This is a genomic window from Pseudoalteromonas sp. SG45-3, from assembly GCF_014164075.1.
Lineage (GTDB): Bacteria > Pseudomonadota > Gammaproteobacteria > Enterobacterales > Alteromonadaceae > Pseudoalteromonas > Pseudoalteromonas distincta.
Genome location: NZ_JACJEN010000024.1, coordinates 15,278 through 40,334, shown reverse-complemented (window position 1 = coordinate 40,334; position 25,057 = coordinate 15,278). Strand labels below are relative to the sequence as shown.

Here is a 25,057-nt window from a genome sequence, read left to right as displayed (position 1 = left end):
TATGTACCCTTATCGTTACGCAGATTTGCGTAATAAGCCTTGCTTCTTCAGATACACTAATAATAGCGAAATCGCCGCTGGGGTGATACCAGAAATACGCGATGCTTGGCCAATAGTGTCTGGACGTGACTCAATAAGCTTAGCAACAACCTCATTTGATAAACCTGATACAGTTTTGTAATCAAACTCTTTTGGTAAAATTGTTTGCTCATGACGAAGCTGCTTATTGATCTCATCTTGTTGACGCGCAATATAGCCTGCGTACTTAGTATGGATCTCAACTTGTTCAAGTGCTGCTACGTTTGTAAATTCAGATCCTAAACCGTCAATAGCCATAAGATCGTTATAACGAATCTCTGGACGACGAAGTAATTCTTCTAAACTTGCTTCACGAGTTAATGGTGTTTTTAGTAATGCATTTACTTGATCAACAACAACGTGATCTTTATGAATCCACGTATCTTTAATGCGTTGTTTTTCTTTCTCAATTACTTCCATTTTTTCGTTAAATGCCTGCCAACGTTCGTCATTAACTAAACCCAGCTCACGGCCTTTTTCAGTTAAGCGAATATCTGCATTATCTTCACGAAGTAGTAAACGGTATTCGGCACGGCTAGTAAACATGCGGTACGGTTCTTTCGTACCCAGTGTTGCTAAGTCGTCGATTAATACACCCACGTAAGCTTCATCGCGACGTGGCGTCCAAGAATCTTTACCTTGCACTTTTAACGCAGCATTCATACCTGCGATTAAGCCTTGTGCACCCGCTTCTTCATAACCGGTAGTGCCGTTAATTTGACCCGCGAAAAATAAGCCTTCGATAAATTTTGTTTCTAAAGACTGTTTTAAGTCGCGTGGATCAAAGTAGTCATATTCTATTGCATAGCCTGGTCGACAAATATGTGCATTTTCAAAACCAGAAATAGATTGCACAATCTCAAGTTGTACATCAAACGGTAAACTAGTAGAAATACCATTTGGATATAATTCGTATGATGTTAAGCCTTCAGGTTCAACAAATATTTGGTGCTTATCTTTATCCGCAAAACGTACAATTTTATCTTCAATTGATGGGCAGTAGCGTGGACCAATACCTTCAATAACACCTGAGTACATAGGTGAGCGATGTAAGTTTTTACGAATAACATCATGTGTTTTTTCGTTGGTGTAAGTGATGTAACACGGTATTTGTTGTGGGTGATCTGATTGTTTACCCATAAATGAAAATACAGGTGTTGGCATATCACCAGGCTGTGCTTCCATTTTTGTAAAATCAACAGTACGTGCATCAATACGTGGCGGAGTACCTGTTTTTAAGCGATCCACTCTAAAAGGGTGTTCGCGTAAACGTTCAGCCAATGCAATTGATGGTGGATCACCAGCACGACCGCCTTTGTAATTTTCTAAACCAATGTGTATTTGGCCACCTAAAAAAGTACCCACGGTTAAAACAACACTTGGAGCACTAAAACGTAAACCCATTTGAGTTACTACGCCAGTAACACGATCGTTTTCAACAATAAGATCATCACATGATTGTTGAAAAATCTTAAGGTTATCTTGATTTTGTAATGTTGTTTGAATAGCTGCTTTGTACAAAGCGCGATCTGCTTGTGCTCGAGTTGCACGAACAGCAGGTCCTTTTGAAGAGTTTAGTGTGCGAAATTGGATCCCGCCTTTGTCAATGGCCTGTGCCATTGCACCGCCAAGCGCATCAATTTCTTTTACCAAATGACCTTTGCCAATCCCACCAATCGCTGGGTTACAAGACATTTGACCAAGGGTATCCATATTGTGAGTCAGTAGCAGGGTATTCATCCCCATACGGGCAGCTGCTAATGCGGCTTCAGTGCCAGCATGTCCACCACCTACTACGATAACGTCAAAATTTTCGTGAAAAATCATTAATGGGATCCTACTTAAATCAAACCGGTAAACTTCAAAAGGGAGCGTATTCTACCTAGAAATTGGCAGAAGATAAATGATTAAACAAAGAGCAAGATCTAAGTATGTGATCTCCAATAATATAAAGGATCTTTTAAAGAGATCTTTTATTACTATTACTACTACTGATCAGCTTTTCTGTTGATAAGGTTTAGATCTTCATTTAAAACATGAAATTAGATCAGATCTAAAGGTGTTAATATGATCGGATCATCCAGCAAATAAGCTCTGATCAAAAAGGCACCTTATGCACAGGGCTGAATCATTTGGATCTTATCCCATGGATAAGCATGCTTTAAAAAGCAGTTTATTCAATCTTTATCCACAAAATCTATTAAATTATTAGTAAATTGTGGGTAACTTTATATATAACTTTTTACTTGATCTATTTATTTTAAGCCTGTTTTGGTTATCCAAGAGTCTAACCATGCTAATGCTGTGTCTTCTGGTAGTGCTTCATCGAGAATATTAAGCTCTAAGCGTTCTGCTACTTTTATAGCGCCTTTTTGAGATAATAAGGCATCTATATTACGTCCAGCTTGGTTGTAAGTGTCATAACTGGTATCACCTAAAGCGATTACTGAGTATTTTAATTCTGATAAATCATTAGCTTGAGTCACATCTTCAACAAAGCTAATAAAGTTTTCAGGATAATCACCTGCACCATAAGTAGATGTGCAAATTAACCAAATGGTATTTTGCTGATCAATATCGCTAAATTCAGGTTGATCATGTAGTTGTGTAGTAATACCAAGGTTATTAAGCGCGTCGCTTAGTTGCTCTGCAACATACTCGGCTGATCCCATTTGGCTGCCAACAATAAGATTTACTGAACTCATGAATATTAGTGATCACATTGGTTTTAATTGCTGCCTATGATAACTGAGTGTGAGTAACAGTAAAGTTAAGAGTGCTTTTTTGTATAACTATTTTTGTGCTAATTTTACTCTTATTTGAAAGTGCCTTCTTAAGTTGTTGATATTATAGGAATTAACAAAATATCTTTAAATGTAATCTTCTGATCAAGTTGTTGATAACAGTGGGGAAAGCTCTGTTTAAACACACCTTTTAGGTTGTTTAATAATCGCTAAGTTATTGATATTACTATTTAGTGAAAGATTTAATTATAAATCTAGGCATAAAAAGCACAAGGTGATCATAATGTGGATATAAAGGTTGTTGATAACCTTAAATTTAGATCGAAAATAATTTTATTAAATGATCTAATTGAGCTGATCTAACGAAATTAATTAAAAATAAGCTTATAAACAGATAATTTTTAATAGAACATTAGGTTTTTCTCTGCGAGGTGGCTCAATTTACTATTTATTTGAGCTAAAAATTAGGTTTTGTGGATAAGTGATCTCAATATATTTAATTTAATGCGTATTTATAGCTGCTTTTTTTATGTATTTTGCTGGTGGATTAGTAGATCAAAAGTTTGATGCACTCAAATCTCGAGTCATTTTTATTAAAAAGCCGCAGTGATCGTCTGTCCATATGTTGTATAAAGTTGATTATTTAGAGTGTTTATCGTCACGTTTTAGCTCTTAAATTGAGCAAATAACATTAGTTTTTATGAGCTAGGTAATTATAACAAAGCTATTTATAACTAACTTTTGTGTGGAGGATAACGATTTTAAAACGTATTTTTGTTTGAAATATGTATCGGTTTTGACCTTAAAATGGGTGTTACTTGCGCTATTAATACCTTACTTAAAGGCTCTTTTCACTGTCTAATCTACATGATCTGGCTGGTAATAATTATCGCTTTGGGTATGATTTTATTGGCAGAACTGGCTGGGATTGACGGTATAAATACATATTTTATAGTTAATATTTTACATAAAAAAGAGCACCTAAGTGCTCTTATAATAAACATATATCTGTAATGAGGTGCTTATTTACCGATACAAAATGAGCTAAATATCTTGCCAAGTAAGTCGTCTGAGGTAAATTCACCGGTTATTTCGTTTAAATACTGCTGTGTTAAACGTAGTTCTTCAGCCAATATTTCACCAGCAATGTGCATTTCTAATTGTGTTTTACCTGTTTCTAAATGATACGCAGCACTCTCTAGTGCATCCAAATGACGACGGCGCGCCATAAAGCCACCCTCTGTTGCGCCTTGAAAGCCTATACAGGCTTTTAAATGCTCGCGAACAAGTTCAATACCGTCAGCATTTTTAGCACTTAAGCTGATGACCGGGTATTGTTGCTCTTGCTCCATTCCGACTATATCACCCGATAAATCAGCTTTATTTCTGATGACCGTAACCCCCATACCTTCTGGTAATTTGGCCATAAATTCAGGCCAAATTTTATGCGGGTCAGTATCTATAGTGTCAGTGCCATCAAGCATAAATAAAACGCGATCGGCTTGGTTTATTTCATCCCACGCCCGTTCAATACCTATTTGTTCTACGCGGTCAGGGCTCTCTCGTAGGCCTGCGGTATCTATAATATGCAGTGGCATACCATCTATATGTATATGCTCTCGTAGTACGTCGCGAGTGGTACCGGCTATTTCTGTTACGATTGCAGCTTCACGACCGGCTAGGGCGTTTAGTAGGCTTGATTTACCGGCATTTGGGCGACCAGCAATAACAACACGCATACCTTCGCGCATGATGCTGCCTTGTTTTGCTTGGTTGGTTACGGTATTAAGCTGGGTAATAATGGCGTCTAAGTCGCCTGATACCTTACCGTCTGATAAAAAATCAATTTCTTCATCAGGAAAATCTATTGCCGCTTCTACATACATACGTAAGTGAATTACTTTTTCTACAAGCGTTTCTATGTGTTTAGAAAATTCACCTTGGAGAGACTGTAGGGCGCTTTTGGCAGCTTGTTCGCTCGTAGCATTAATTAAGTCGGCGATGGCCTCTGCTTGTGTTAAATCAAGCTTGTCATTCATAAATGCGCGCTCAGAAAACTCACCAGGCTTTGCTAAACGAACGCCCTCTATTTTACTAATTTCTTTAAGTAGCATATCAAGTACTACAGGACCGCCGTGGCCTTGTAGTTCAAGTACGTCTTCGCCTGTAAATGAGTTAGGACCTGCAAAGTAAATGGCAATACCTTGATCAAGTTGCTCGCCAGCTAGGCTTTTAAATGGCACGTAATCGGCGTAGCGAACTTTAGGAATTTTACCTACTACTTTTTCGGCGACACTTTTAGCAAGGCTGCCTGAAACGCGAATAATACCAACACCACCACGTCCGGGGGCAGTTGCTTGTGCTGCAATTGTATCTTGATTGATCATGCTATTAATTTGCCAACGATGAGTAACTTTATGGCGGTATTGTAACCTATGAAATAAACACTCGCGAATACTCTGGTGAAAAACAGGCAATAAAAAAGGCGACCGAAGTCGCCTTTATATAAGTAATATACCCAAGCCATCTCAAGATGCGAGTTTCAGTTGGAGTTAAAAGCTATTTAGGCAAGGCATTGATTGAGAATAATAGTGGTTCTATTGTTAAAATCAATAACGCAGTATAAATCGCTTTTAAACCAACCCTTTGGGCGTTTCACAGGTACTTAATTTCATCGTTGTTACTTTTTAAAAGGGACTGCCATTCTTGCAAAGTAACGCCTTGATCTTAAGCCCCTGTGAAACGCTGAATTTTGCATCTTGATGTGGCTTGGGTATAGGCGCTAGCCTCTTACTTTAATTCCTTTCTTTTCCATGCCACGGTAGATGATTAACATCTGGACAATAGAAATAAGGTTAGACACTAACCAGTAAAGAACTAAACCCGATGGGAACCATAAGAAGAATACAGAGAAGATAACCGGCATAAAGGTCATCATTTTTTGCTGCATTGGATCAGTTACCGTCATAGGCTGTAGTTTTTGCGTCACAAACATACTCGCACCAAATAAGATTGGTAATACGTAGTACGGGTCTTGTGCAGAAAGGTCTGTTAACCAAAAAATAAATTCAGCATGGCGAAGTTCAGTTGACTCTAAGAATACGTAGAACAAGGCTAAGAAAATTGGCATTTGTAGCAAAATAGGGAAACAGCCACCCATTGGGTTAACTTTTTCTTTTTTGTACATTTCCATAGTTGCTTGGCCGAACTTTTGACGGTCGTCACCAAACTTTTCTTTAAGAGCTGCCATTTTAGGCTGTAGGGCACGCATTTTTGCCATTGAAGTGTATTGCGCTTTAGTAAGTGGGTACATTAACGATTTAACGATAATAGTGATGGCAATAATTGCTACACCCCAGTTACCTAAAATGCTATGTAGCCATTTTAGCAATACAAATAAAGGTTGCGAAATAAACCATAACCAACCGTAATCTACAGTTAAGTCTAAGTCTGGGTGAATTGCTTCAAGAATATCTGACTCTTTCGGACCCATATAATAAGTAGCAGTTAGTGTTTGCTCACTACCAGCTTGAATATTTACAGCGGGATCTTTAGCACCAATAATAGCGGCATTACTTTTTGTAATTAAGCTATAAATTGTATTTGTTTGATCCTGCATTGGAACCCAAGCACTTACAAAGTAATGTTGTATAAATGCAACATAACCACCTTGCGTGTTTTTGTTTAGGTTTTTATCAGCCATATCTGAAAAACTATACTTTTCGTATGGTTCTTCGTCAGTACCGTATGCAGCACCTAAATAGTTTTGATCAACCATGCTACCTTTTTCTTGTACGGTACGCTTAATTTGCGTGTATAGCTGTACTTGAAGAGGTGCGCTGGTAGTGTTGTTAATTTTGTATTCTAAGCCTACGTCATACTGACCTTTTTTGAATACATATGTTTTAGTAAAACTAACACCATTACTATCAGTAAACTGAAGTGGAACGCGAAGCTCATCACCCGTTAAGGTATATGATTTTTGTTCGGTGCTATAAGTAGGGCGACCGTTAGCTGATGCGTCAGGGCCATTTAAGCCAATTAAGCCACTTTGTGAAAAGTATTGTTTGCCACTATCAAGCTGACCAAGAAGCATATAAGGTGTTTCACTTCCTTTAGTTTCTTCGTATTGAAGAAGGTCTGTTTCAACAATGTCACCGCCTTTGGTGTCAATTTTAACTTTAAAAACGTCAGTTGTGATTTCAATAACTGAACGTTTAGCTAAAGTTGCTGAAGCGGGTAAACCTGAATCTGACGATGAAGGAATATAATCATCCGACTCTGGTGAATTTGCTTGTAGTGTTTGTGTTGTGGCACTTGGATCGGCTTTAGGCTTGTTGTAATCATTATCCCATTCTTGGAACAATAAAAACGACACTAGCATTAGGCCAATTAATAAAAACGTGCGTTGCGATTCCATAACAGCTCTTATTTCTCGTGTTGGTGGTTAATATGGGTTAATTTTTCAGGTACGGGGTCGTCTCCACCTGAATGTAAAGGATGGCATTTTAATATGCGTTTTAAAGCTAACCAACTACCTTTTATAAATCCATGCAAATTAATTGCTTGAATTGCATAATGTGAGCAGCTTGGATTAAAACGACAATGCGGACCTAACAGCGGGCTAATCCACTTTTGATAACCGCGGATAAATAACACTAAACAAATCTTAGGAAAAGCAACAAGTGGTTTAATTAACCTCATGATGTTTATGCCCCTACTTAAGTTTAGTGAGATAGATATCATGTATTTAAAGACTCAATTAGAAATTTTAAATGCATGATTAAAAGGTGAGCTAAAGATACATTAATTAACCCTGCAATTCTATTGCAATTAGGTTTGTTTATTAGATTTAGCTGATTTGTTTGGGCGTTTCTTAAAAGGTGGCGGTTTAGGTGCACCTGGTTTACAGCGTTCGTTAATTTTTCGCCATAATTTAGTAAGTTGTTTGGTTAATTCTTCATTAGACTGTTCATCAATACCACTTTTCACCATAAGCACAATATCAATATTATCGATGCTGTGTTGATTTAAACGAAAACTTTCGCGAGCGAGACGTTTAATACGGTTTCGTTGGCATGCCTTTTTTACGCGTTTTTTAGCAACAGTAAGACCTAACCGAGGTTTTTCTTGGTCATTTGGTTTAGCTAATAGAGTAAAGAAAGGAGTTGCAGCCCGAGCGGGTTCATTAAATATGCGAGAGTAATGCGAGGGAGTTAACAGACGTAACTCCCTGCCAAAGCTAAAGTCTTCCACTTATAAATTAAGCAGAAAGAACTTTGCGGCCTTTAGCGCGGCGACGTGCTAATACTTTACGGCCATTTACAGTTGCCATGCGAGCACGGAAGCCGTGTGCACGTTTGCGTTTTAAAACGCTAGGTTGAAAAGTTCTTTTCATAACAATCTCATCCGATCGGTTAAAGTTAAAACATCCTATACAGGTCGCGATCCTGGCATAGGTGCCATTGCGAGCGCGAGATATTATAGAGTAAGTAACGTAAAGTCAATCATAATTACGTTCGCAGTATATAGCCTACTTATGGCCCATAAAGAGATCATGTAGAGCGATCTGATAGGATCATCATAAATAAGAAGTTTTCCACAGCCCCTGTATAAAAAGTGAATAAAAGCGGGGGAAAAGAAAATTGGATCGTAAATTTGGTTCGCGATCTTGGTGTTATTTTGTTATGATCTCCTCTTCGGATCTAAAATAAAAACTGTTTTAAATCAGGTTGTTAATGATTTTATACATCGATATCAACAATTTTATAAAAATCAATCTTTTACTTGTGGATAAAGTGCCTTCATAATACGCGGTCTTGGGTCGCTTATTGGACCATTTGAACGCAATAAATGTATGATTTATAATCATTAATGATGTGCGGGAATAAAAATTATATCTCTGGGAGTTTAACTGTGTATCTGTCGGTTTGGCAAAGTTGTTTATATGTATTGCAAGATGAGCTGCCTTCGCAGCAATTCAGTATGTGGGTAAGACCACTACAAGCAGAAAGTACCGAAGATACCTTGACGATTTATGCACCTAATCGCTTTGTGCTTGATTGGGTAAGAGAAAAGTACCTAAATAGAATTAACGAATTATTAGTAGAAATTTGTGGTGTTGAAGCACCAAAGCTACGTTTTGATGTAGGTAGTAAGCCTTTATTAAATGCACAAGCTGCACCGGTTATAGAAACACAATCAGCACCACAAGCTTCTACAAAACAACAGCCTCGTGAGCAAAAGCCTGTTGTTGAACCTGCACCTAAGTCAGGTTACAAATCTAACATTAAAGAAAACTATACCTTTGACAGCTTTGTTGAGGGTAAGTCAAACCAATTAGCAAAAGCAGCGGCCACTCAAGTTGCCGATAATCCTGGCTCTGCTTTTAACCCTGTATTTATTTACGGTGGTACTGGTTTAGGTAAAACTCACTTATTACATGCAGTAGGTAACGGCATTATGGCAAACAAGCCAGATGCTAAAATTGTTTACATGCATTCAGAACGCTTTGTTCAAGATATGGTAAAGGCACTGCAAAATAATGCGATAGAAGAATTTAAGCGTTATTACCGCAGTGTTGACGCATTAATGATTGATGATATTCAATTTTTTGCTAATAAAGAGCGTTCACAAGAAGAGTTTTTTCATACCTTTAATGCATTGCTTGAAGGCAACCAACAAATTATTTTAACCTCTGACCGTTATCCAAAAGAGATTGAAGGGGTCGAAGACCGTCTTAAATCACGTTTTGGTTGGGGATTAACAATCGCGATTGAGCCACCAGAGCTTGAAACTCGCGTTGCTATTTTGATGAAAAAAGCACAGCAAAGTAAGATTAACTTACCACATGAAGTTGCCTTTTTTATCGCCAAAAAATTACGTTCAAATGTACGTGAACTAGAAGGCGCACTTAACCGTGTAATCGCTAATGCTAATTTTACAGGTCGTCCAATTTCGATTGATTTTGTAAAAGAAGCACTACGCGATTTACTTGCCTTGCAAGATAAGCTGGTTACGATAGATAATATTCAGCGCACCGTTGCTGAGTACTACCGAATTCGAGTGTCAGATCTATTGTCTAAGCGCCGCAGCCGCTCTATAGCAAGGCCACGCCAAGTTGCCATGGCATTATCTAAAGAATTAACTAATCACAGCTTACCTGAGATTGGTGACGCATTTGGTGGACGCGATCATACGACCGTATTACACGCATGTCGTAAGATAAAATCACTACGTGACGAAAGCCACGAAATTAAAGAAGATTACCAAAACTTAATAAGAACATTGTCATCTTAGGGCTGACTTTATTATGCAAATAACAATATCAAGACAACAATTTTTAAAGCCATTGGTGCAAGTGTCGGGTGCAATAGAGCGCAAACACACTCTACCAATCTTATCTAACGTTTTGTTAGTGGTAGAAAACGGACAACTTTCAATGACGGGTACTGACCTTGAAATTGAATTAGTTTCTGGCGTATTTGTAGGTGATGATATTGCCGATACAAAACTAACGTTACCCGCTAAAAAGTTACTCGATATTTGTAAAAGTCTACCTGATGGTTCAGACATTACTTTAAGCTTGCAAGAGCACCAATTACTTTTAACCAGTGGTAAAAGCCGTTTTTCATTAACGACTTTATCTGCTGATGATTTTCCTAATTTAGAGCAGTGGGATGGTGAGGTTGAATTTCAACTAACTCGTTTAGAGCTTCGTAAATTACTCGAAAGCACACATTTTTCGATGGCAAATCAAGACGTACGTTATTACTTAAACGGTATGTCGTTTGAAGTAGATAATACAGACATAAAAACAGTAGCAACAGATGGTCACCGTTTAGCTATTGCACAAAAGCAATTAACGCAATCGCTTAATACTCAACGTCAATTAATTATACCTCGCAAAGGTGTGCAAGAAATTATGCGCCTTATGGTAGCTGACGACGAATTGGTTACAATTCAGTTTGGTGCTAACCATATTCGTATCATTGATATTGAGTTTACATTTACAAGTAAGCTAGTTGATGGACGCTTTCCTGATTACCGTCGTGTATTACCACGTGGTGGTGACAAAGTAATTACAGCTAACCGAGAATGGTTACGAAATGCGTTTCAACGAGTGTCTATTTTATCGAATGAAAAATTTCGTGGTGTACGCTTAAACCTATCAAACGGTTTATTAAAAATTACTGCCAATAACCCAGAGCAAGAACAAGCTGAAGAAGTTGTTGAAGTAAGTTACGAAGGCGCAGACCTAGAAATAGGATTCAACGTGTCTTACGTATTAGATGTACTAAACACATTAAAAACAGAAGACGTACTATTTACATTAGCCGACTCAAACAGCAGTGCATTAATTGAAGGTGCAGGCGATGAAGAAGCAATGTACGTTGTTATGCCTATGCGTTTATAAGACTATAAATACATAATGAGCTTAAGTCATTTGAGCCTCAAATATTTTCGTAATATTGAGGCGCTGACGCTAGAACCAGTCAACGGCGTTAATATAATTTATGGTGAAAATGGCAGCGGAAAAACCAGCCTTTTAGAGGCTATATATTACCTTTCTCATGGCAAATCTTTTCGTACTCCAAAACACAAAAGTATTATTGCGCACCAGCAAGAGCAATTTGTAATTCACGGGCGTAAAACAATACACGATTTATCAATTCCAATTGGTATTAGTAAAACGCAAACGGGTGAGACCAATTTAAAAATTCAAGGTAAGGCGAGCCGCAGGATATCAGAACTCGCTCAACTTATGCCTGTACAAATTATTACACCAGAGAGTTATTCTTTGTTTTTTGGTGGACCTAAAGAGCGCAGAAAGTTTTTAGATTTAGGTTTGTTCCACGTGGAACATGAGTTCTTTTTTTTGTGGCAATCATTTAATAAAGTACTTAAGCAACGTAATGCATTGTTAAAAACTAAGCCCAAGAATTATTTTGACCAAATTAAGTTTTGGGACAAAGAATTTGTTAGACTGGCTGAAGAAATAAATAAATTAAGATTGGCGTATATAAGTAGGTTTAAGCAGCAATTTTTTGATAAAATGTGTGCAGAATTGACGCTTGTACGTGATTTAGAAATGACCTTTAGCGCAGGCTGGAAAGAGACTGAATCTCTTGCAGATGCGTTAGAGCAAAACTTTGAGCGAGATGCTCGCCAAGGGTTTACAAGTAAAGGCCCTCATAAGGCCGATTTTAGTTTTAGTGTCGCTGGCAACAGTGTGGAGAATACATTCTCACGCGGTCAATTGAAGCTATTATTGTATGCGTTGAAAGTTACGCAAAATAGCTTAATTGAGTCAGAGACAGATAAGCAATCTATATTGCTAATAGATGATCTACCTTCAGAATTAGGCGAAGATACAAAAGAGAAAGTGGGACAATTACTTGCTCACTGCAGTTCTCAAATTTTTATCTCTTCAATTTTATCTGAAAGTATTTCTGCTGTGGTGGAACCCATGCAACGAGAACTACAAATGTTCCACGTGAAACATGGCAACCTAATAACAAGATAAGTGGGATTAACCATGTCTGAGAATTATGACTCGTCGAGTATTAAAGTACTTAAAGGATTAGACGCAGTAAGAAAGCGTCCTGGAATGTATATTGGGGACACCGATGATGGCACAGGCTTACACCACATGGTGTTTGAGGTCGTTGATAACTCGATCGATGAAGCCTTAGCAGGTCATTGTGATGATATTTATGTAACGATTCACTTAGACGGTTCTGTCTCAGTTCGAGATAACGGTCGTGGTATCCCAACTTCTATCCATGAAGAAGAAGGCGTATCTGCAGCCGAAGTTATTATGACGGTACTTCATGCCGGTGGTAAGTTTGATGATAACTCTTATAAAGTATCAGGTGGCTTACACGGTGTTGGTGTTTCTGTTGTAAATGCACTTTCAGAAAAACTAAAACTGACTGTTCGTCGTGAAGGAAAGCTTCATGAGCAGTTTTATACTATGGGTGTTCCAGATGCACCTTTAGCTGTAATTGGTGACTCAGAAACAACTGGTACAGAATTACGTTTTTGGCCAAGCGCTGAAACATTCACAAATTTAGATTTTCATTACGACATTTTAGCTAAGCGTTTACGCGAGCTTTCATTCCTAAACTCAGGTGTGAGCATCATCTTAAATGATGAGCGTGAAGAAAATAAATCTGACCACTTTAAATATGAAGGCGGTATTCAAGCTTTCGTAGAATACTTAAACCGTAATAAAACACCTATACATAAAGGTGTGTTCCATTTTACTCACGAACGTGAAGAAGATGGTATTAGTGTTGAAGTATCAATGCAGTGGAATGATGCATACCAAGAAAACATTTACTGTTTCACAAATAATATTCCACAACGTGATGGTGGTACTCACTTAGCCGGTTTTAGATCAGCGCTAACACGTACACTTAATAACTACATGGAAAAAGAAGGCTTTAACAAAAAAGCTAAAACAACCAGCAATGCTACCGGTGATGATGCCCGTGAAGGCTTAACGGCTGTTGTTAGTGTTAAAGTTCCTGATCCTAAGTTCTCATCACAAACTAAAGACAAGCTAGTATCAAGTGAAGTTAAATCTGCGGTTGAACAAGCAATGGCTGAAAAATTCACTGAGTTTTTACTAGAAAACCCAACTGATGCCAAAATTGTTGTAGGTAAGATTATTGATGCCTCACGTGCTCGTGAAGCGGCGCGTAAAGCCCGTGAAATGACACGACGTAAAGGTGCAATGGACTTAGCAGGCTTACCTGGTAAGCTAGCTGATTGCCAAGAAAAAGACCCAGCCCAATCTGAACTATATATAGTGGAAGGGGACTCTGCTGGCGGATCAGCCAAGCAGGGACGTAACCGTAAAAACCAAGCTATTCTTCCGCTTAAAGGTAAAATATTAAACGTAGAAAAAGCACGTTTTGATAAAATGTTATCTTCGCAAGAAGTAGCAACACTAATTACTGCATTAGGGTGTGGTATTGGTCGTGACGAATATAACCCTGAGAAATTACGTTATCACCGTATCATCATCATGACCGATGCGGACGTGGATGGTTCTCACATTCGTACGTTACTACTAACATTCTTCTATCGTCAAATGCCTGAAATTGTAGAACGCGGTTATATTTATATTGCTCAACCACCACTTTATAAAGTGAAAAAAGGTAAGCAAGAGCGTTATATTAAAGATGATCCAGCATTAGTAGAGTACTTAACGTCGCTTGCACTTAATAATGCTGCTTTATATCCAAGTGCAGATGCTTCTGCGCTAGAAGGTGAAGCGCTAGAGAAAGTCGTTCACGATTACCAAAATACAGTTAAGGTTATTGAGCGTTTAAAGCGTAAATATCCTAACACGGTAATGGAACGCTTAATCTACCAAACAGAGTTGAAAACTGATGACCTTTCTGACGAAGCTAAAGTAATTGCTTGGACAAAAGAGTTAGTTGATGACCTGATTGCACGTGATGAAGATGCAACTATTTTCCATGCAGGCACAGAGTTTGACGCTGAGCGTAATATGTATTACCCGGTTGTGAATATTCGTCAGCACGGTGTTGATAAAGCACATGTACTTCATTATGACTTTATTGCATCACGTGACTACCAACGCATTGCTGTGACTGGTACTAACATTGCAAACATCCTAAAAGAAGGTGCTTATATTCAACGTGGTGAGAAAACAAAACCTGTTGATAACTTTGTGGATGCTTTGGAATGGTTGATCACAGAATCTAAGCGCGGGATCTACATTCAACGCTATAAAGGACTGGGTGAAATGAACCCAAGCCAGCTTTGGGAAACAACAATGGATCCTAGTGCTCGTCGTATGTTACAAGTAACGATTGAAGATGCTGTTGGCGCGGATCAATTATTTGCCACCTTAATGGGTGATCAAGTAGAGCCTCGTAGAGAGTTTATCGAAACTAACGCTCTACGCGTAGTTAATCTAGACGTGTAAAAATATTACTTACACCGAAAAAGGAGCCTAATGGCTCCTTTTTTATTTTTTCAATTACACAAACTGCTTAAAACCTGAGTGTACACACGGTATACTAAGGGTAATTTTCACGCTACTTCTTAGATAGTAAAAAGCCAAATATGCAAAAATATGACGTAAAAACCTTTCAAGGTTTGATCCTGGCTTTACAGGATTATTGGGCGCAGCAAGGCTGTGTCATTATTCAACCACTTGATATGGAAGTGGGCGCCGGGACATTTCACCCGCAAACATTTTTAAAGTCTATTGGTCCAGAGCCAATGTCGAGCGCGTACGTTCAGCCGTGTCGTCGTCCTACGGATGGCCGCTATGGTGAAAACCCAAATCGCCTACAACATTACTACCAATTCCAAGTAGTTTTAAAGCCATCGCCAGATAACATCCAAGAGCTTTACTTAGGCTCATTAGCGGCAATGGGTATTGATACCCTTACTCACGAAGTTCGCTTTGTAGAAGATAACTGGGAATCACCTACGCTAGGCGCATGGGGCTTGGGATGGGAAATTTGGTTAAACGGCATGGAAGTAACGCAGTTTACCTACTTTCAACAAGTGGGTGGCTTAGAGTGCTCACCAGTAACAGGCGAAATTACTTACGGCCTAGAGCGTTTAGCAATGTACATTCAAGGCGTAGATAGCATTTACGACCTAGTATGGGCAGACGGTCCACTAGGGCGCGTAACATACGGCGACGTGTTCCATCAAAATGAAGTAGAGCAATCTACTTATAATTTTGAACATGCAAACGTAGAAGACTTATTTGCACAGTTTGATAAGTGTGAAGCAGAAAGCCAAAAGTTAATTGAAGCTAACTTACCACTACCTGCATACGAGCAAGTAATGAAAGCATCGCACGCATTTAACTTACTAGACGCACGCCACGCAATTTCGGTAACCGAACGTCAGCGTTATATTTTACGCGTTCGTGCGTTATCAAAAGCGTGTGCACAAAGTTACTATGACAAACGTGAAGCGCTTGGTTTCCCGCTGTGTAAGGATAAGTAAAATGTCAGCACAAAATTTATTAGTAGAAATTGGCACAGAAGAGTTACCACCAAAAGCACTGCGTAAATTAGCAGAAGCCTTTGCTGCAAACTTAACTCAAGAGCTAGAAACATTAGAATTAGCACACCAAGGCGTAAGCTGGTATGCATCGCCTCGTCGTTTGGGTTTACAAGTAAAAGCGCTTGAAGCTAAACAACAAGACAAAGAAGTTGAAAAGCGTGGCCCAGCAACAAAGGCAGCGTTTGACAGCGAAGGTAACCCAACAAAAGCAGCAATGGGTTGGGCACGTGGTTGTGGTATTGAAGTAAAAGACGCACAAACACTTGAAACCGATAAAGGCGCTTGGTTATTGCACATTGCTAAAGTAGCAGGGCAAGAAACTAAAACGCTAATGACAGATGCTATCACTAAAGCGTTAAGTAAATTACCAATCCCTAAACCAATGCGTTGGGGCGCGAATAAAACACAATTTATTCGCCCTGTGCATACAGTAACTATTTTATTTGGTGATGAGCTACTTGAAGGCGAAATTCTTGGTAAGCAAATAACTAACCAGCTTCAGGGTCATCGTTTCCATCACCCAGAAAAAATTAGCATTAACCATGCAGATGACGTTTTTGACGTACTTAAATCTGCTTACGTTATTGCTGATTACGAGCAACGTAAAGCGCAAATTCGAGCACAAATAGAAGAGGCTGCAAGCGCAGTTAACGCTGTTGTTGCAATGGATGAAGATTTACTAGAAGAAGTAACATCACTTGTAGAGTGGCCAGTTACTTTAACGGCAACATTTGAAGAAGCATTTTTAGATGTACCAGCCGAAGCGTTAATTTACACCATGAAAGACGATCAAAAATATTTCCCGTTATTAGATCAAAACGGCAAACTTTTAAATAAGTTTTTGTTTGTATCTAACATCGAAAGTAAAGATCCAAGTGTGGTTATTTCTGGTAACGAAAAAGTAGTGCGCCCGCGTTTAGCCGATGCACAGTTCTTCTTTGAAACAGATAAAAAGAAAACCCTAGAAAGCCGATTAGAGTCGCTTGATAGCGTATTGTTCCAAAAGCAACTTGGTACGCTTAAAGATAAGTCTCAGCGCATTAGTGAACTTGCAGGTTATATTGCTGAGCAATTAGGTGCTGATAAAGACCTAGCACAGCGTGCAGGCTTATTAAGTAAAACTGACCTAATGACTGAAATGGTTATGGAATTTACCGACGTGCAAGGTGTAATGGGAATGCATTACGCTCGCCACGATGGTGAAGCCGAAGATGTAGCCGTAGCGCAAAACGAGCAGTACATGCCACGCTTTGCAGGGGATAACTTACCAACAAACTTAATTAGCTGCGCAGTAGCGATTGCTGATAAGTTTGACACGCTGGTGGGTATTTTTGGTATAGGCCAAGCACCTAAAGGTGACAAAGACCCATTTGCTCTTCGTCGTGCTGCTATTGGTGCACTGCGCATCATGGTAGAAAAAGAACTACCACTTGATATTTTAGACCTAGTAGCTAAATCGCAAACATTGTTTGGCGACAAGTTAACTAACTTAAATGTATCAACTGACGTATTTGAGTTTATGCTAGGGCGCTTCCGTGCTTGGTATCAAGACGAAGGTATTGAAGTAGACGTAATTCAAGCAGTGCTTGCACGTCGTCCGACTAAACCTGTTGATTTTGACCGCCGTGTTAAAGCCGTAAGCCACTTCCGTACATTAGACGCAGCAGAAGCGCTTGCAGCAGCTAATAAGCGTGTAGGTAACATTCTGGCTAAAAACGACATTACCAGCCAAGGTAGTGTTGATGAGAGCTTATTAAGCGACGACGCCGAAAAAGTATTGGCATCACAAGTAGCAAAATTTGCCACTGACCTTGCACCACTTTACGCAGATGGAAACTACCAAGAAGCATTAAGCCAATTGGCGGGTATTCGTGAAAGTGTTGATAACTTTTTTGACAACGTAATGGTTATGGCCGACGATGAAGCTGTTAAGCAAAATCGTCTTGCGCTATTAAGCCAGCTAAGCGGATTGTTTTTAGGTATTGCAGATATTTCTGTGTTACAAAAATAAGCTAACTTAGCAATTTAAAAAGCCAGCGATTTGCTGGCTTTTTAGTTTTCACAGAACGTAAAGGATACCTATTGATGAACCCAATGAAACGAATTTTAACCCTTGCTATTGCCGGCTTACTTACAGCCTGTACTAGCCAAATTTCTATTAACGACGTACTGCCACAACAAGAGCTAGATAAAACCATTTACTTAAGAGGCGACTTTACGCTTTGGGATGCTGAACCTCAGTATCAATTTATGCCAGTAGGTCCTGCGCTCTACCAAGCAGAAGTTAAATTTAGTACGCCAGGTAAAGTATACGAGTTTAAAATAGCCGATGCCGATTTTAGTGAAGGCTACAACTGTGGCTATAGCGACGCACAACCTGAAGGGCAAAAACTAACACTTGGCCAACCAGCGCTTGCCGACTGTAATACTATTTATAATTACTTCAGTTACTCACCTGCAATAAAAGGCACATACATAGTCAGCATTGATTACAGTGACTACGATAAGCCGAAAGTGACGATAACGAAGAAGTAACTCTTTCTTTATATTTCATACGTTATCTAAATAGTAAGTATAAATATTATTTATAAGGAAATTTCTAGTGGGATCAGAGAGGATAAATGATGAAAATTGGATTAATTACTCGATAGCTGCAGGAGCAAGTTTTGCTTACTTTTTAGCGCTGCCTAGCTTTTCAAATGTTGATAAAGGTTTGATGGGTATATCTACTTATCTATTTGGGTTAAGTTTAATTTGGAATACCTTGCTAACAGTAGGATTAAAGAAAGACCAAAAATTGAACGCATTCATTTTTAAAGGATTGGGCGAAACAGGCCATTATGTGTTTTTATTGACCCCATTACTCACATTTGGGATGGCTATGCTTTGTTATATATGGTCGATATCAGGTTCAATAGTTTTATTTATACTGGGTGGATTATGTGCATTTGGTGGGGTATTAAAGCTATCAGCTGTTAAAGGTGAAAAGAATATGACGGAGGATTTTTATTTTTCAAAAGAGTCCTCCATGCTTTCATGTGTGGTTTTGTTTTCTATAGCTTTTCTCTTAAGCATATTGGCTTTAGTAAATATATAAACAAGCTTATAATCCTTTCTTCACCACATACCTATACGGTGCTTCATCGGCGTCTGTAGCCACCAGCGTGTGATCCATAAACGTACAAAAGCTGGGAATGTCGCGGGTGGTTGATGGGTCGTCGGCAATGATAAGCAGTGTTTCGCCTTCATTAATTTTGCGAATAGCAGCGCGAATCATCATTACAGGTTCTGGGCAGCGAAGGCCCATGGCATCTAATTGGTGATCGGGGTTATCAAAGCTCATAAAAAGTTACCTGTAAAAATAGTCGCGGCTTGGTTAGGTCGGGTAGTTTAGCGCAAATAAACCTGTGGGTTAACTATTTTGCATATAACGAATCAGCTCAATAAAGTAATAAATAATCTGGCTTAAATTTAATACACCCGATCACATTATTCATTTAGCTGGTGGCACAATAAAAAAAGGCGAACTGATTTGCATCAGTTCGCCTTTTTAATCACCAAGATGGTTTACATGTTTAAGCTAATAGTTAGTCTTGAACACGTTCAAATACAGTGGCAATGCCTTGGCCTAAACCAATACACATAGTTGCTAAACCGTATCGTACATTTTTGTCTTCCATTAAGTGAATAAGCGATGTGCTAATACGCGAACCCGAACAACCCAGTGGGTGACCAAGTGCGATTGCGCCGCCATTTAAATTCACTTTTTCGTCAACAACATCCATTAACCCTAAATCTTTCATTACAGGTAATGATTGTGCTGCAAAGGCTTCATTAAGTTCTACTACGCCTAGGTCATCAATTGTAATACCGGCTTGAGCAAGTGCTTTTTTACTTGCTGGTACTGGGCCGTAACCCATAATTGATGGATCGCAACCAGCGACTGCCATTGCTTTAATGCGCGCACGAATTGGTAAACCAAGTTCTTTTGCTTTTTCTTCGCTCATTACTAACATTGCAGATGCGCCGTCAGAAAGTGCTGAAGACGTACCGGCTGTTACCGTACCTGATGCAGGATTAAATACTGGGCGAAGCTTTGATAGACCTTCTACTGTTGTTTCTGGGCGAATTACTTCGTCGTCTTCAACTAAGATAAGCGAACCATCTGCATCGTGACCTTCCATTGCTAAAATTTCGCGACGGAAGCGGCCTTCAACAGTTGCAGCTTGTGCACGTTGATGTGAACGGTAAGCAAATTCATCTTGTTGCTCACGGCTAATGCCATGAAGCGTTGCAAGGTATTCTGCTGTTAAGCCCATAGAGCCAGACGCTTGTGCAATTGATGTTGCTAAGCCTGGGTGAAAGTCGTTGCCGTGAGTCATAGGTACGTGACCCATGTGCTCAACACCACCAATTAGGTAAGTGTCGCCAGCGCCTGTCATTATTGCGCGTGCTGCGTCATGCAATGCTTGCATAGAAGAGCCACATAAACGGTTAACCGTAACAGCAGGAACGCTGTGCGGAATACCGGCAAGCAATGATGCGTTACGTGCTACGTTAAAGCCTTGCTCTAATGTTTGCTGTACACAACCCCAATAAATATCGTCAATTGATGCAGGATCAACTGCAGGGTTGCGATCTAGTAAGCCTTTCATTAAATGTGCGCTTAAGTCTTCTGCACGTTTATGTTTGAATACACCACTTTTAGAGCGACCCATTGGTGTGCGGATACAATCTACAATTACTGGATTATTCATGATATTAACCTTCCACCTTATAGAAAACACGACCTTCTTCGGCCCACTTGCGAGTTTGTTCAGATACTTGGTAAATCGCACCTAGGTGAGCGTATTTGTCTGCTGCTGCAACAAAGTTAGCTAAACCAGTTTGATCTAAGTAACGGAACGCGCCGCCTCTAAATGGAGGGAAACCAACACCGTAAACTAATGCCATATCTGCTTCTTGCGGCGAGGCAACAATGCCTTCTTGCAAACACAGTAGCACTTCGTTAATCATTGGAATCATACAACGGTCGATGATTTCTTGTTTATCAAATTCTTTTGGTGCGTCTGTAATTGGGCTTAATAGCTCAATTGCTGTCTCGTCATGAGACTTTTTAAGACGACCGCGACGATCTGTTTCGTATTTATAAAAACCGGCTTTGTTCTTTTGACCAAAACGTTTTTCGTTGGCAAAAATAGTCACAGGGTCTTTATCAGCACGCGCCATACGCTCAGGGAAACCGTCAGCCATTACGCCAGTACAATGAAACGCTGTATCAATACCTACAACATCAAGTAGGTAAGCCGGACCCATAGGCCAGCCAAATACGTTTTCCATTACTTTATCTACTTTTGCAAAGTTAGCGCCTTCAACCACTAATTTGCTAAAACCTGCAAAGTAAGGGAATAAAACACGGTTTACAAAAAAACCTGGGCAATCGTTAACAACAATTGGCGATTTACCTAATTTAAGCGCGTAATCAACTACTGCATTAATAGTTTTATCTGAGGTTTTTGCGCCACGGATAATTTCTACTAATGGCATTTTTGGCACTGGATTGAAAAAGTGCATACCACAGAAATTTTCTGGCTTATCTAGCGCTTGTGCTAGTAAATCAATACAAATAGTCGATGTATTTGAAGTAAGTACAGTGCCTTCTGGCATGTTTTTTTCAAGATCAGCGAGTACTGCTTGCTTAACTTTAGGGTTTTCTACAACGGCTTCAACAATGATGTTGGCACTTTGTAGGTCTGACTCGTTAAGTGTTGGTTTAATTTTGCTAAGTGTTGCCAACATTTTTTCCATTGGCATGTGGCCACGCTTAACTTTTGCACCTAACAATTTAGATGCTTCACCCATACCTAAATCAAGCGCATCTTGTTGGATGTCTTTCATTATAATAGGTGTGCCTTTATAAGCAGACTGGTATGCAATACCGCCACCCATAATACCAGCACCTAATACAGCGGCTTGTTTAATTTCTACATCGCTGTGCTTAGCAAATTTACGTGCTTTACCTTTAATGTATTGATCAGCTAGGAATATACCAGTTTGTGCTGCTGCTTCTGGTGTACGTGCTAATTTAGCAAAGTTAGCGTTTTCGATTGCCATTGCTTCATCGCGAGTACAGTTTGCCGCTGCTTTAATAGTACGTACAGCCATAACCGGTGCAGGATAGTGGCCTTTGGTTTTACCCATTACCATACCTTCTGCCATAGCAAAGCTCATGCCTTGCTCAACACGGTTTAATTTAAGTGGCTGTAGTTTTACGTTGCGTTTTGCTTGCCAATCTAGCTTGCCAGCAATCGCCAGTTCAAGTGTTGATACACTTGACTCTAAAAGTTTGTCAGCACTAACTACCGCGTCAAACGCACCTACTTTAAGGGCATCTGCTGCGCGGTTTTCTGCGCCTGAGGTAATCCACATCATCGCGTTATCGGCGCCAATGATACGTGGTAAGCGCACTGTGCCACCAAACCCTGGCATTATGCCAAGTTTAACTTCTGGTAGGCCCATTTTAGCTGTTTCGCTTGCCACACGATAATCGGTAGCAAGTGCCCACTCACAACCACCGCCAAGTGCCATACCGTTTATAGCGCTTAGAGTTGGGAATGGTAAATCTTCAATTGCATCAAAAACGTCGGTTGCGTTTTTGATCCACACTACTAATTCTTCTTCAGGTTTAGTAAATGTAGGTAAAAATTCGAAGATATCGGCACCAATAATAAAGTGGTCTTTATCACTGGTAAAAATCATGCCTTTGATATCAGTATTGGCGGCTAATTCTTTTAATGCTGCTGCGCAATCTGAAAGAGTTTTTTGAGATAGTGTGTTTACAGAACCTGCAACACAAAACTTAAACTCGGCGATGTTTTCCTTTAGGAAGCTAACTTCAAAGGAATCGCTTTTATATAACATTATTATTCTCCCTAGTTGACGAACTAAGACTGGTACGATGAGTTTGCATTTCAATCAGTGTGCTTGCTTTAAATTAAAAATGCAACGAAAAATTTAACTCGGTTACAATCGACTGGTTAAAATATAGCTGGTTTGGTGCTAAGGTGGTTGAAAAGTTTTTATTCACAACTTTAATTTTTATTAAAGGACATTATGAAAAAATATTTACTAAGTGTTGCGGCAGCTGCATTCATTTTTCCTCTTCATTCTGCCGAGGCAAGTAACGATAACGATGCATTTTTAGATGCCGAAAAAAAAGTAAGGTACGGCAGTTACCAAGACTTTAAACAAGCGGTTAGTAACCTAAATCATCCGTTAAAACCTTATGTTGAAAAAACGTATTGGCAACGCCATCCGAGCATTAAACATCAGGCAGAAATAGAAGAATATTTAAATATATACCAGCATACGCCGCTTGAGTGGCCGGTCCGTAAAGCGTGGTTAGAGTATTTAAAAGATAACAACGAAAAGGCGGCGTATATCCGCAACTATCGTGAAACGTCTAATACGGAGCTTACTTGTACTTATTTAGATTTTCAGCTTGATTTAGGTGCGCCCGAAAAGGCAATTCTAAATCAGGTGACCGACTTATGGGCTGTAGGTAAATCGCAACCTAATGGTTGTGATAGTTTATTTTCTACGTGGCGTAAAAAAGGCTACATGAAAGAAGAAACGGTTTGGAAGCGTGTAACACTTGCTGCACAAGGCGGAACGCAAAGCTTATTACCTTACTTAAAAACTTTATTACCAAGTAAGGAGCGTTACTTAGCTGACTTATATTTAAAAGTGCGAAAAGATCCAAGCGCAGCCGCTGGATTATATAGATATAAAAACAAGTCGGCTAAAGAAGGGCAAATAGCTATCTATGGTGTTAAGCGTTTGGTTTGGCGCGATAAAGAGCTAGCTTTAAAAGCATGGGAAAAGCTAGAAAAAATATTTAAGTACAGCGATGAAGAAAAAGCGGATGTGTATTACACTTTTGCATTGTCACTTGCCTCTAGCGGGCATAAACAAGCGAGCTTTTGGCTAAATAAAGTGCCAAAAGAGCGACTAGACAGCAAGCTTATTCAGTGGCAACTGGGCAATATGCTCAAAACCCAAGATTGGGAAGGGATTGCTGCATTTTTTACAGGTAAAGAAAATTTAAGTCTTGGTCAGCAATATTGGTTAGCTTATAGCTATGCACAACGTGGCGAGCAACAAAAAGCAGACGACATTTGGAAAAAAGTAGCGGCTAATCGTGATTATTACGGCTTTTTAGCCGCAGCACGTTTGGGGTTGCCCGTTGATTTAAATAATCAGCCTTTAGCAGTCGATAAGGTACTTGTAGATAAAGTGAGTAATGCACCAGGCTTTAAGCGTGCAAAAGCACTTTATGATATTGAGCGCTTTACGTCGGCACGCCGTGAATGGAATTACCTAACGGATACCTCCAGCGATGAAGAAAAGCTGGCAGCATCACAGTTATCTACCGATTTAGGCTGGCACGACAGTACTATTTTTACTTTAGCAAAAATTAAAGCATGGGATAACGTAGAGCAACGTTTTCCGTTTGCGTTTCAAGATGTTTTTGAGCGCTACAGTAAACGTAGCAAGATAGATGTTGCTTGGAGTATTGCTATTGCGAGGCGCGAAAGCTCTTTTGCGCCAGATGCACGCTCGCATGCTAATGCGCGTGGTTTAATGCAGTTATTACCAAGTACTGCTGAGTATGTAAATAAAGGCAGTGTGACAAGTAGTCGTTTATATCAACCTAAAACAAATATTAGGTTGGGTACGAGTTACTTACAATACTTAAAAAAGAAAAACCATGGCAATGAAGTGCTGGCTACGGCTTCTTATAATGCGGGTTATCACCGTATAAAGCGTTGGTTACCTGATGACGCTATTCCGGCTGAGTTATGGGTAGAGCTTATTCCGTATCGCGAAACCCGCGATTACGTAAAAAATGTATTTGCGTACAGGCAGGTTTACCATACAAGAATGGGCCGAGAAGGTAATGTATTAGCGCCGCTACTCGAAATGAAAATGGGCGGTTGAATATATGATACCAGTCGACCAATAACTTAACACGATAGGTATAGGTATTAATAAGGGGGATGTTTACATGTTAAATATCCCCCTTTTTTGAGCGCTGAGGGTCATACCAATTTTATTAAAAACATGATCATTCTAGCGTATTAAATAACTCAATAACTGCGTTAAAA

The 25,057-nt window shown here is 39.4% G+C and carries 19 protein-coding genes; 9 read left to right on the top strand and 10 right to left on the bottom strand.

What is annotated here, in order from left to right; all coding sequences use genetic code 11:
- Positions 1 to 15: 15 nt before the first annotated feature.
- The 7 genes from mnmG to rpmH all read right to left on the bottom strand — a co-directional run bounded on the left by mnmG (position 16) and on the right by rpmH (position 8,220).
- Positions 16 to 1,905 (bottom strand): tRNA uridine-5-carboxymethylaminomethyl(34) synthesis enzyme MnmG, encoded by a 1,890-nt coding sequence (mnmG, locus tag H5126_RS19030; RefSeq protein WP_004335230.1) that lies wholly within the window; start codon positions 1,903 to 1,905, stop codon positions 16 to 18.
- 428 nt (positions 1,906 to 2,333) lie between these two features.
- Entirely contained in the window at positions 2,334 to 2,783 is a 450-nt protein-coding gene (gene mioC, locus H5126_RS19025; RefSeq protein ID WP_024604761.1) for an FMN-binding protein MioC, read from the bottom strand.
- Between the two features lie 1,061 nt (positions 2,784 to 3,844).
- On the bottom strand, positions 3,845 to 5,209 hold the full coding sequence (gene mnmE / locus H5126_RS19020; RefSeq protein WP_007584209.1) for a tRNA uridine-5-carboxymethylaminomethyl(34) synthesis GTPase MnmE: 1,365 nt from the start codon (positions 5,207 to 5,209) through the stop codon (positions 3,845 to 3,847).
- A gap of 395 nt (positions 5,210 to 5,604) precedes the next feature.
- Positions 5,605 to 7,242, bottom strand: coding sequence for a membrane protein insertase YidC (gene yidC / locus H5126_RS19015; protein ID WP_024597181.1), 1,638 nt, complete (start codon positions 7,240 to 7,242; stop codon positions 5,605 to 5,607).
- Between the two features lie 8 nt (positions 7,243 to 7,250).
- Positions 7,251 to 7,526, bottom strand: coding sequence for a membrane protein insertion efficiency factor YidD (gene yidD, locus H5126_RS19010; protein ID WP_004335219.1), 276 nt, complete (start codon positions 7,524 to 7,526; stop codon positions 7,251 to 7,253).
- Positions 7,527 to 7,655: 129 nt separating this feature from the next.
- Positions 7,656 to 8,078 carry a ribonuclease P protein component gene (rnpA, locus tag H5126_RS19005; RefSeq protein ID WP_004335217.1) on the bottom strand — a complete coding sequence of 141 codons (423 nt, stop codon included), beginning with the start codon at positions 8,076 to 8,078 and terminating at the stop codon, positions 7,656 to 7,658.
- A gap of 7 nt (positions 8,079 to 8,085) precedes the next feature.
- The gene (gene rpmH / locus H5126_RS19000) at positions 8,086 to 8,220 is read right to left on the bottom strand and encodes a 50S ribosomal protein L34 (protein ID WP_004335215.1); all 135 of its coding nucleotides are present in this window, start codon (positions 8,218 to 8,220) and stop codon (positions 8,086 to 8,088) included.
- 518 nt (positions 8,221 to 8,738) lie between these two features.
- Between rpmH and dnaA the strand changes: the two genes are divergently transcribed.
- From dnaA to H5126_RS18960, 8 genes are all read left to right on the top strand, one after another.
- The gene (dnaA, locus tag H5126_RS18995; protein ID WP_004335207.1) at positions 8,739 to 10,121 is read left to right on the top strand and encodes a chromosomal replication initiator protein DnaA; all 1,383 of its coding nucleotides are present in this window, start codon (positions 8,739 to 8,741) and stop codon (positions 10,119 to 10,121) included.
- Positions 10,122 to 10,134: 13 nt separating this feature from the next.
- On the top strand, positions 10,135 to 11,238 hold the full coding sequence (dnaN, locus tag H5126_RS18990) for a DNA polymerase III subunit beta (RefSeq protein WP_004335206.1): 1,104 nt from the start codon (positions 10,135 to 10,137) through the stop codon (positions 11,236 to 11,238).
- A 15-nt stretch (positions 11,239 to 11,253) separates the two neighbouring features.
- Positions 11,254 to 12,348, top strand: a complete 1,095-nt coding sequence (gene recF / locus H5126_RS18985; RefSeq protein ID WP_004335205.1) for a DNA replication/repair protein RecF — start codon at positions 11,254 to 11,256, stop codon at positions 12,346 to 12,348.
- A gap of 12 nt (positions 12,349 to 12,360) precedes the next feature.
- Positions 12,361 to 14,787 (top strand): DNA topoisomerase (ATP-hydrolyzing) subunit B, encoded by a 2,427-nt coding sequence (gene gyrB, locus H5126_RS18980; protein ID WP_024597183.1) that lies wholly within the window; start codon positions 12,361 to 12,363, stop codon positions 14,785 to 14,787.
- A gap of 140 nt (positions 14,788 to 14,927) precedes the next feature.
- The gene (gene glyQ / locus H5126_RS18975; RefSeq protein ID WP_004335201.1) at positions 14,928 to 15,830 is read left to right on the top strand and encodes a glycine--tRNA ligase subunit alpha; all 903 of its coding nucleotides are present in this window, start codon (positions 14,928 to 14,930) and stop codon (positions 15,828 to 15,830) included.
- Position 15,831: 1 nt separating this feature from the next.
- Positions 15,832 to 17,901 carry a glycine--tRNA ligase subunit beta gene (gene glyS, locus H5126_RS18970; protein WP_165743947.1) on the top strand — a complete coding sequence of 690 codons (2,070 nt, stop codon included), beginning with the start codon at positions 15,832 to 15,834 and terminating at the stop codon, positions 17,899 to 17,901.
- A 74-nt stretch (positions 17,902 to 17,975) separates the two neighbouring features.
- The gene (locus H5126_RS18965; RefSeq protein ID WP_182721040.1) at positions 17,976 to 18,425 is read left to right on the top strand and encodes a hypothetical protein; all 450 of its coding nucleotides are present in this window, start codon (positions 17,976 to 17,978) and stop codon (positions 18,423 to 18,425) included.
- Positions 18,426 to 18,492: 67 nt separating this feature from the next.
- Entirely contained in the window at positions 18,493 to 18,987 is a 495-nt protein-coding gene (locus H5126_RS18960; RefSeq protein ID WP_182721039.1) for a hypothetical protein, read from the top strand.
- A gap of 6 nt (positions 18,988 to 18,993) precedes the next feature.
- Here H5126_RS18960 and tusA read toward each other — a convergent pair whose 3' ends face one another.
- The 3 genes from tusA to fadB all read right to left on the bottom strand — a co-directional run bounded on the left by tusA (position 18,994) and on the right by fadB (position 22,811).
- Positions 18,994 to 19,233 (bottom strand): sulfurtransferase TusA, encoded by a 240-nt coding sequence (gene tusA, locus H5126_RS18955; protein ID WP_058548180.1) that lies wholly within the window; start codon positions 19,231 to 19,233, stop codon positions 18,994 to 18,996.
- A 244-nt stretch (positions 19,234 to 19,477) separates the two neighbouring features.
- The gene (gene fadA, locus H5126_RS18950; protein WP_024597185.1) at positions 19,478 to 20,647 is read right to left on the bottom strand and encodes an acetyl-CoA C-acyltransferase FadA; all 1,170 of its coding nucleotides are present in this window, start codon (positions 20,645 to 20,647) and stop codon (positions 19,478 to 19,480) included.
- A gap of 4 nt (positions 20,648 to 20,651) precedes the next feature.
- Positions 20,652 to 22,811, bottom strand: a complete 2,160-nt coding sequence (gene fadB, locus H5126_RS18945; protein WP_138489862.1) for a fatty acid oxidation complex subunit alpha FadB — start codon at positions 22,809 to 22,811, stop codon at positions 20,652 to 20,654.
- Positions 22,812 to 23,003: 192 nt separating this feature from the next.
- Between fadB and H5126_RS18940 the strand changes: the two genes are divergently transcribed.
- Positions 23,004 to 24,890, top strand: coding sequence for a transglycosylase SLT domain-containing protein (locus H5126_RS18940; RefSeq protein WP_149601906.1), 1,887 nt, complete (start codon positions 23,004 to 23,006; stop codon positions 24,888 to 24,890).
- Positions 24,891 to 25,057 lie beyond the last annotated feature (167 nt).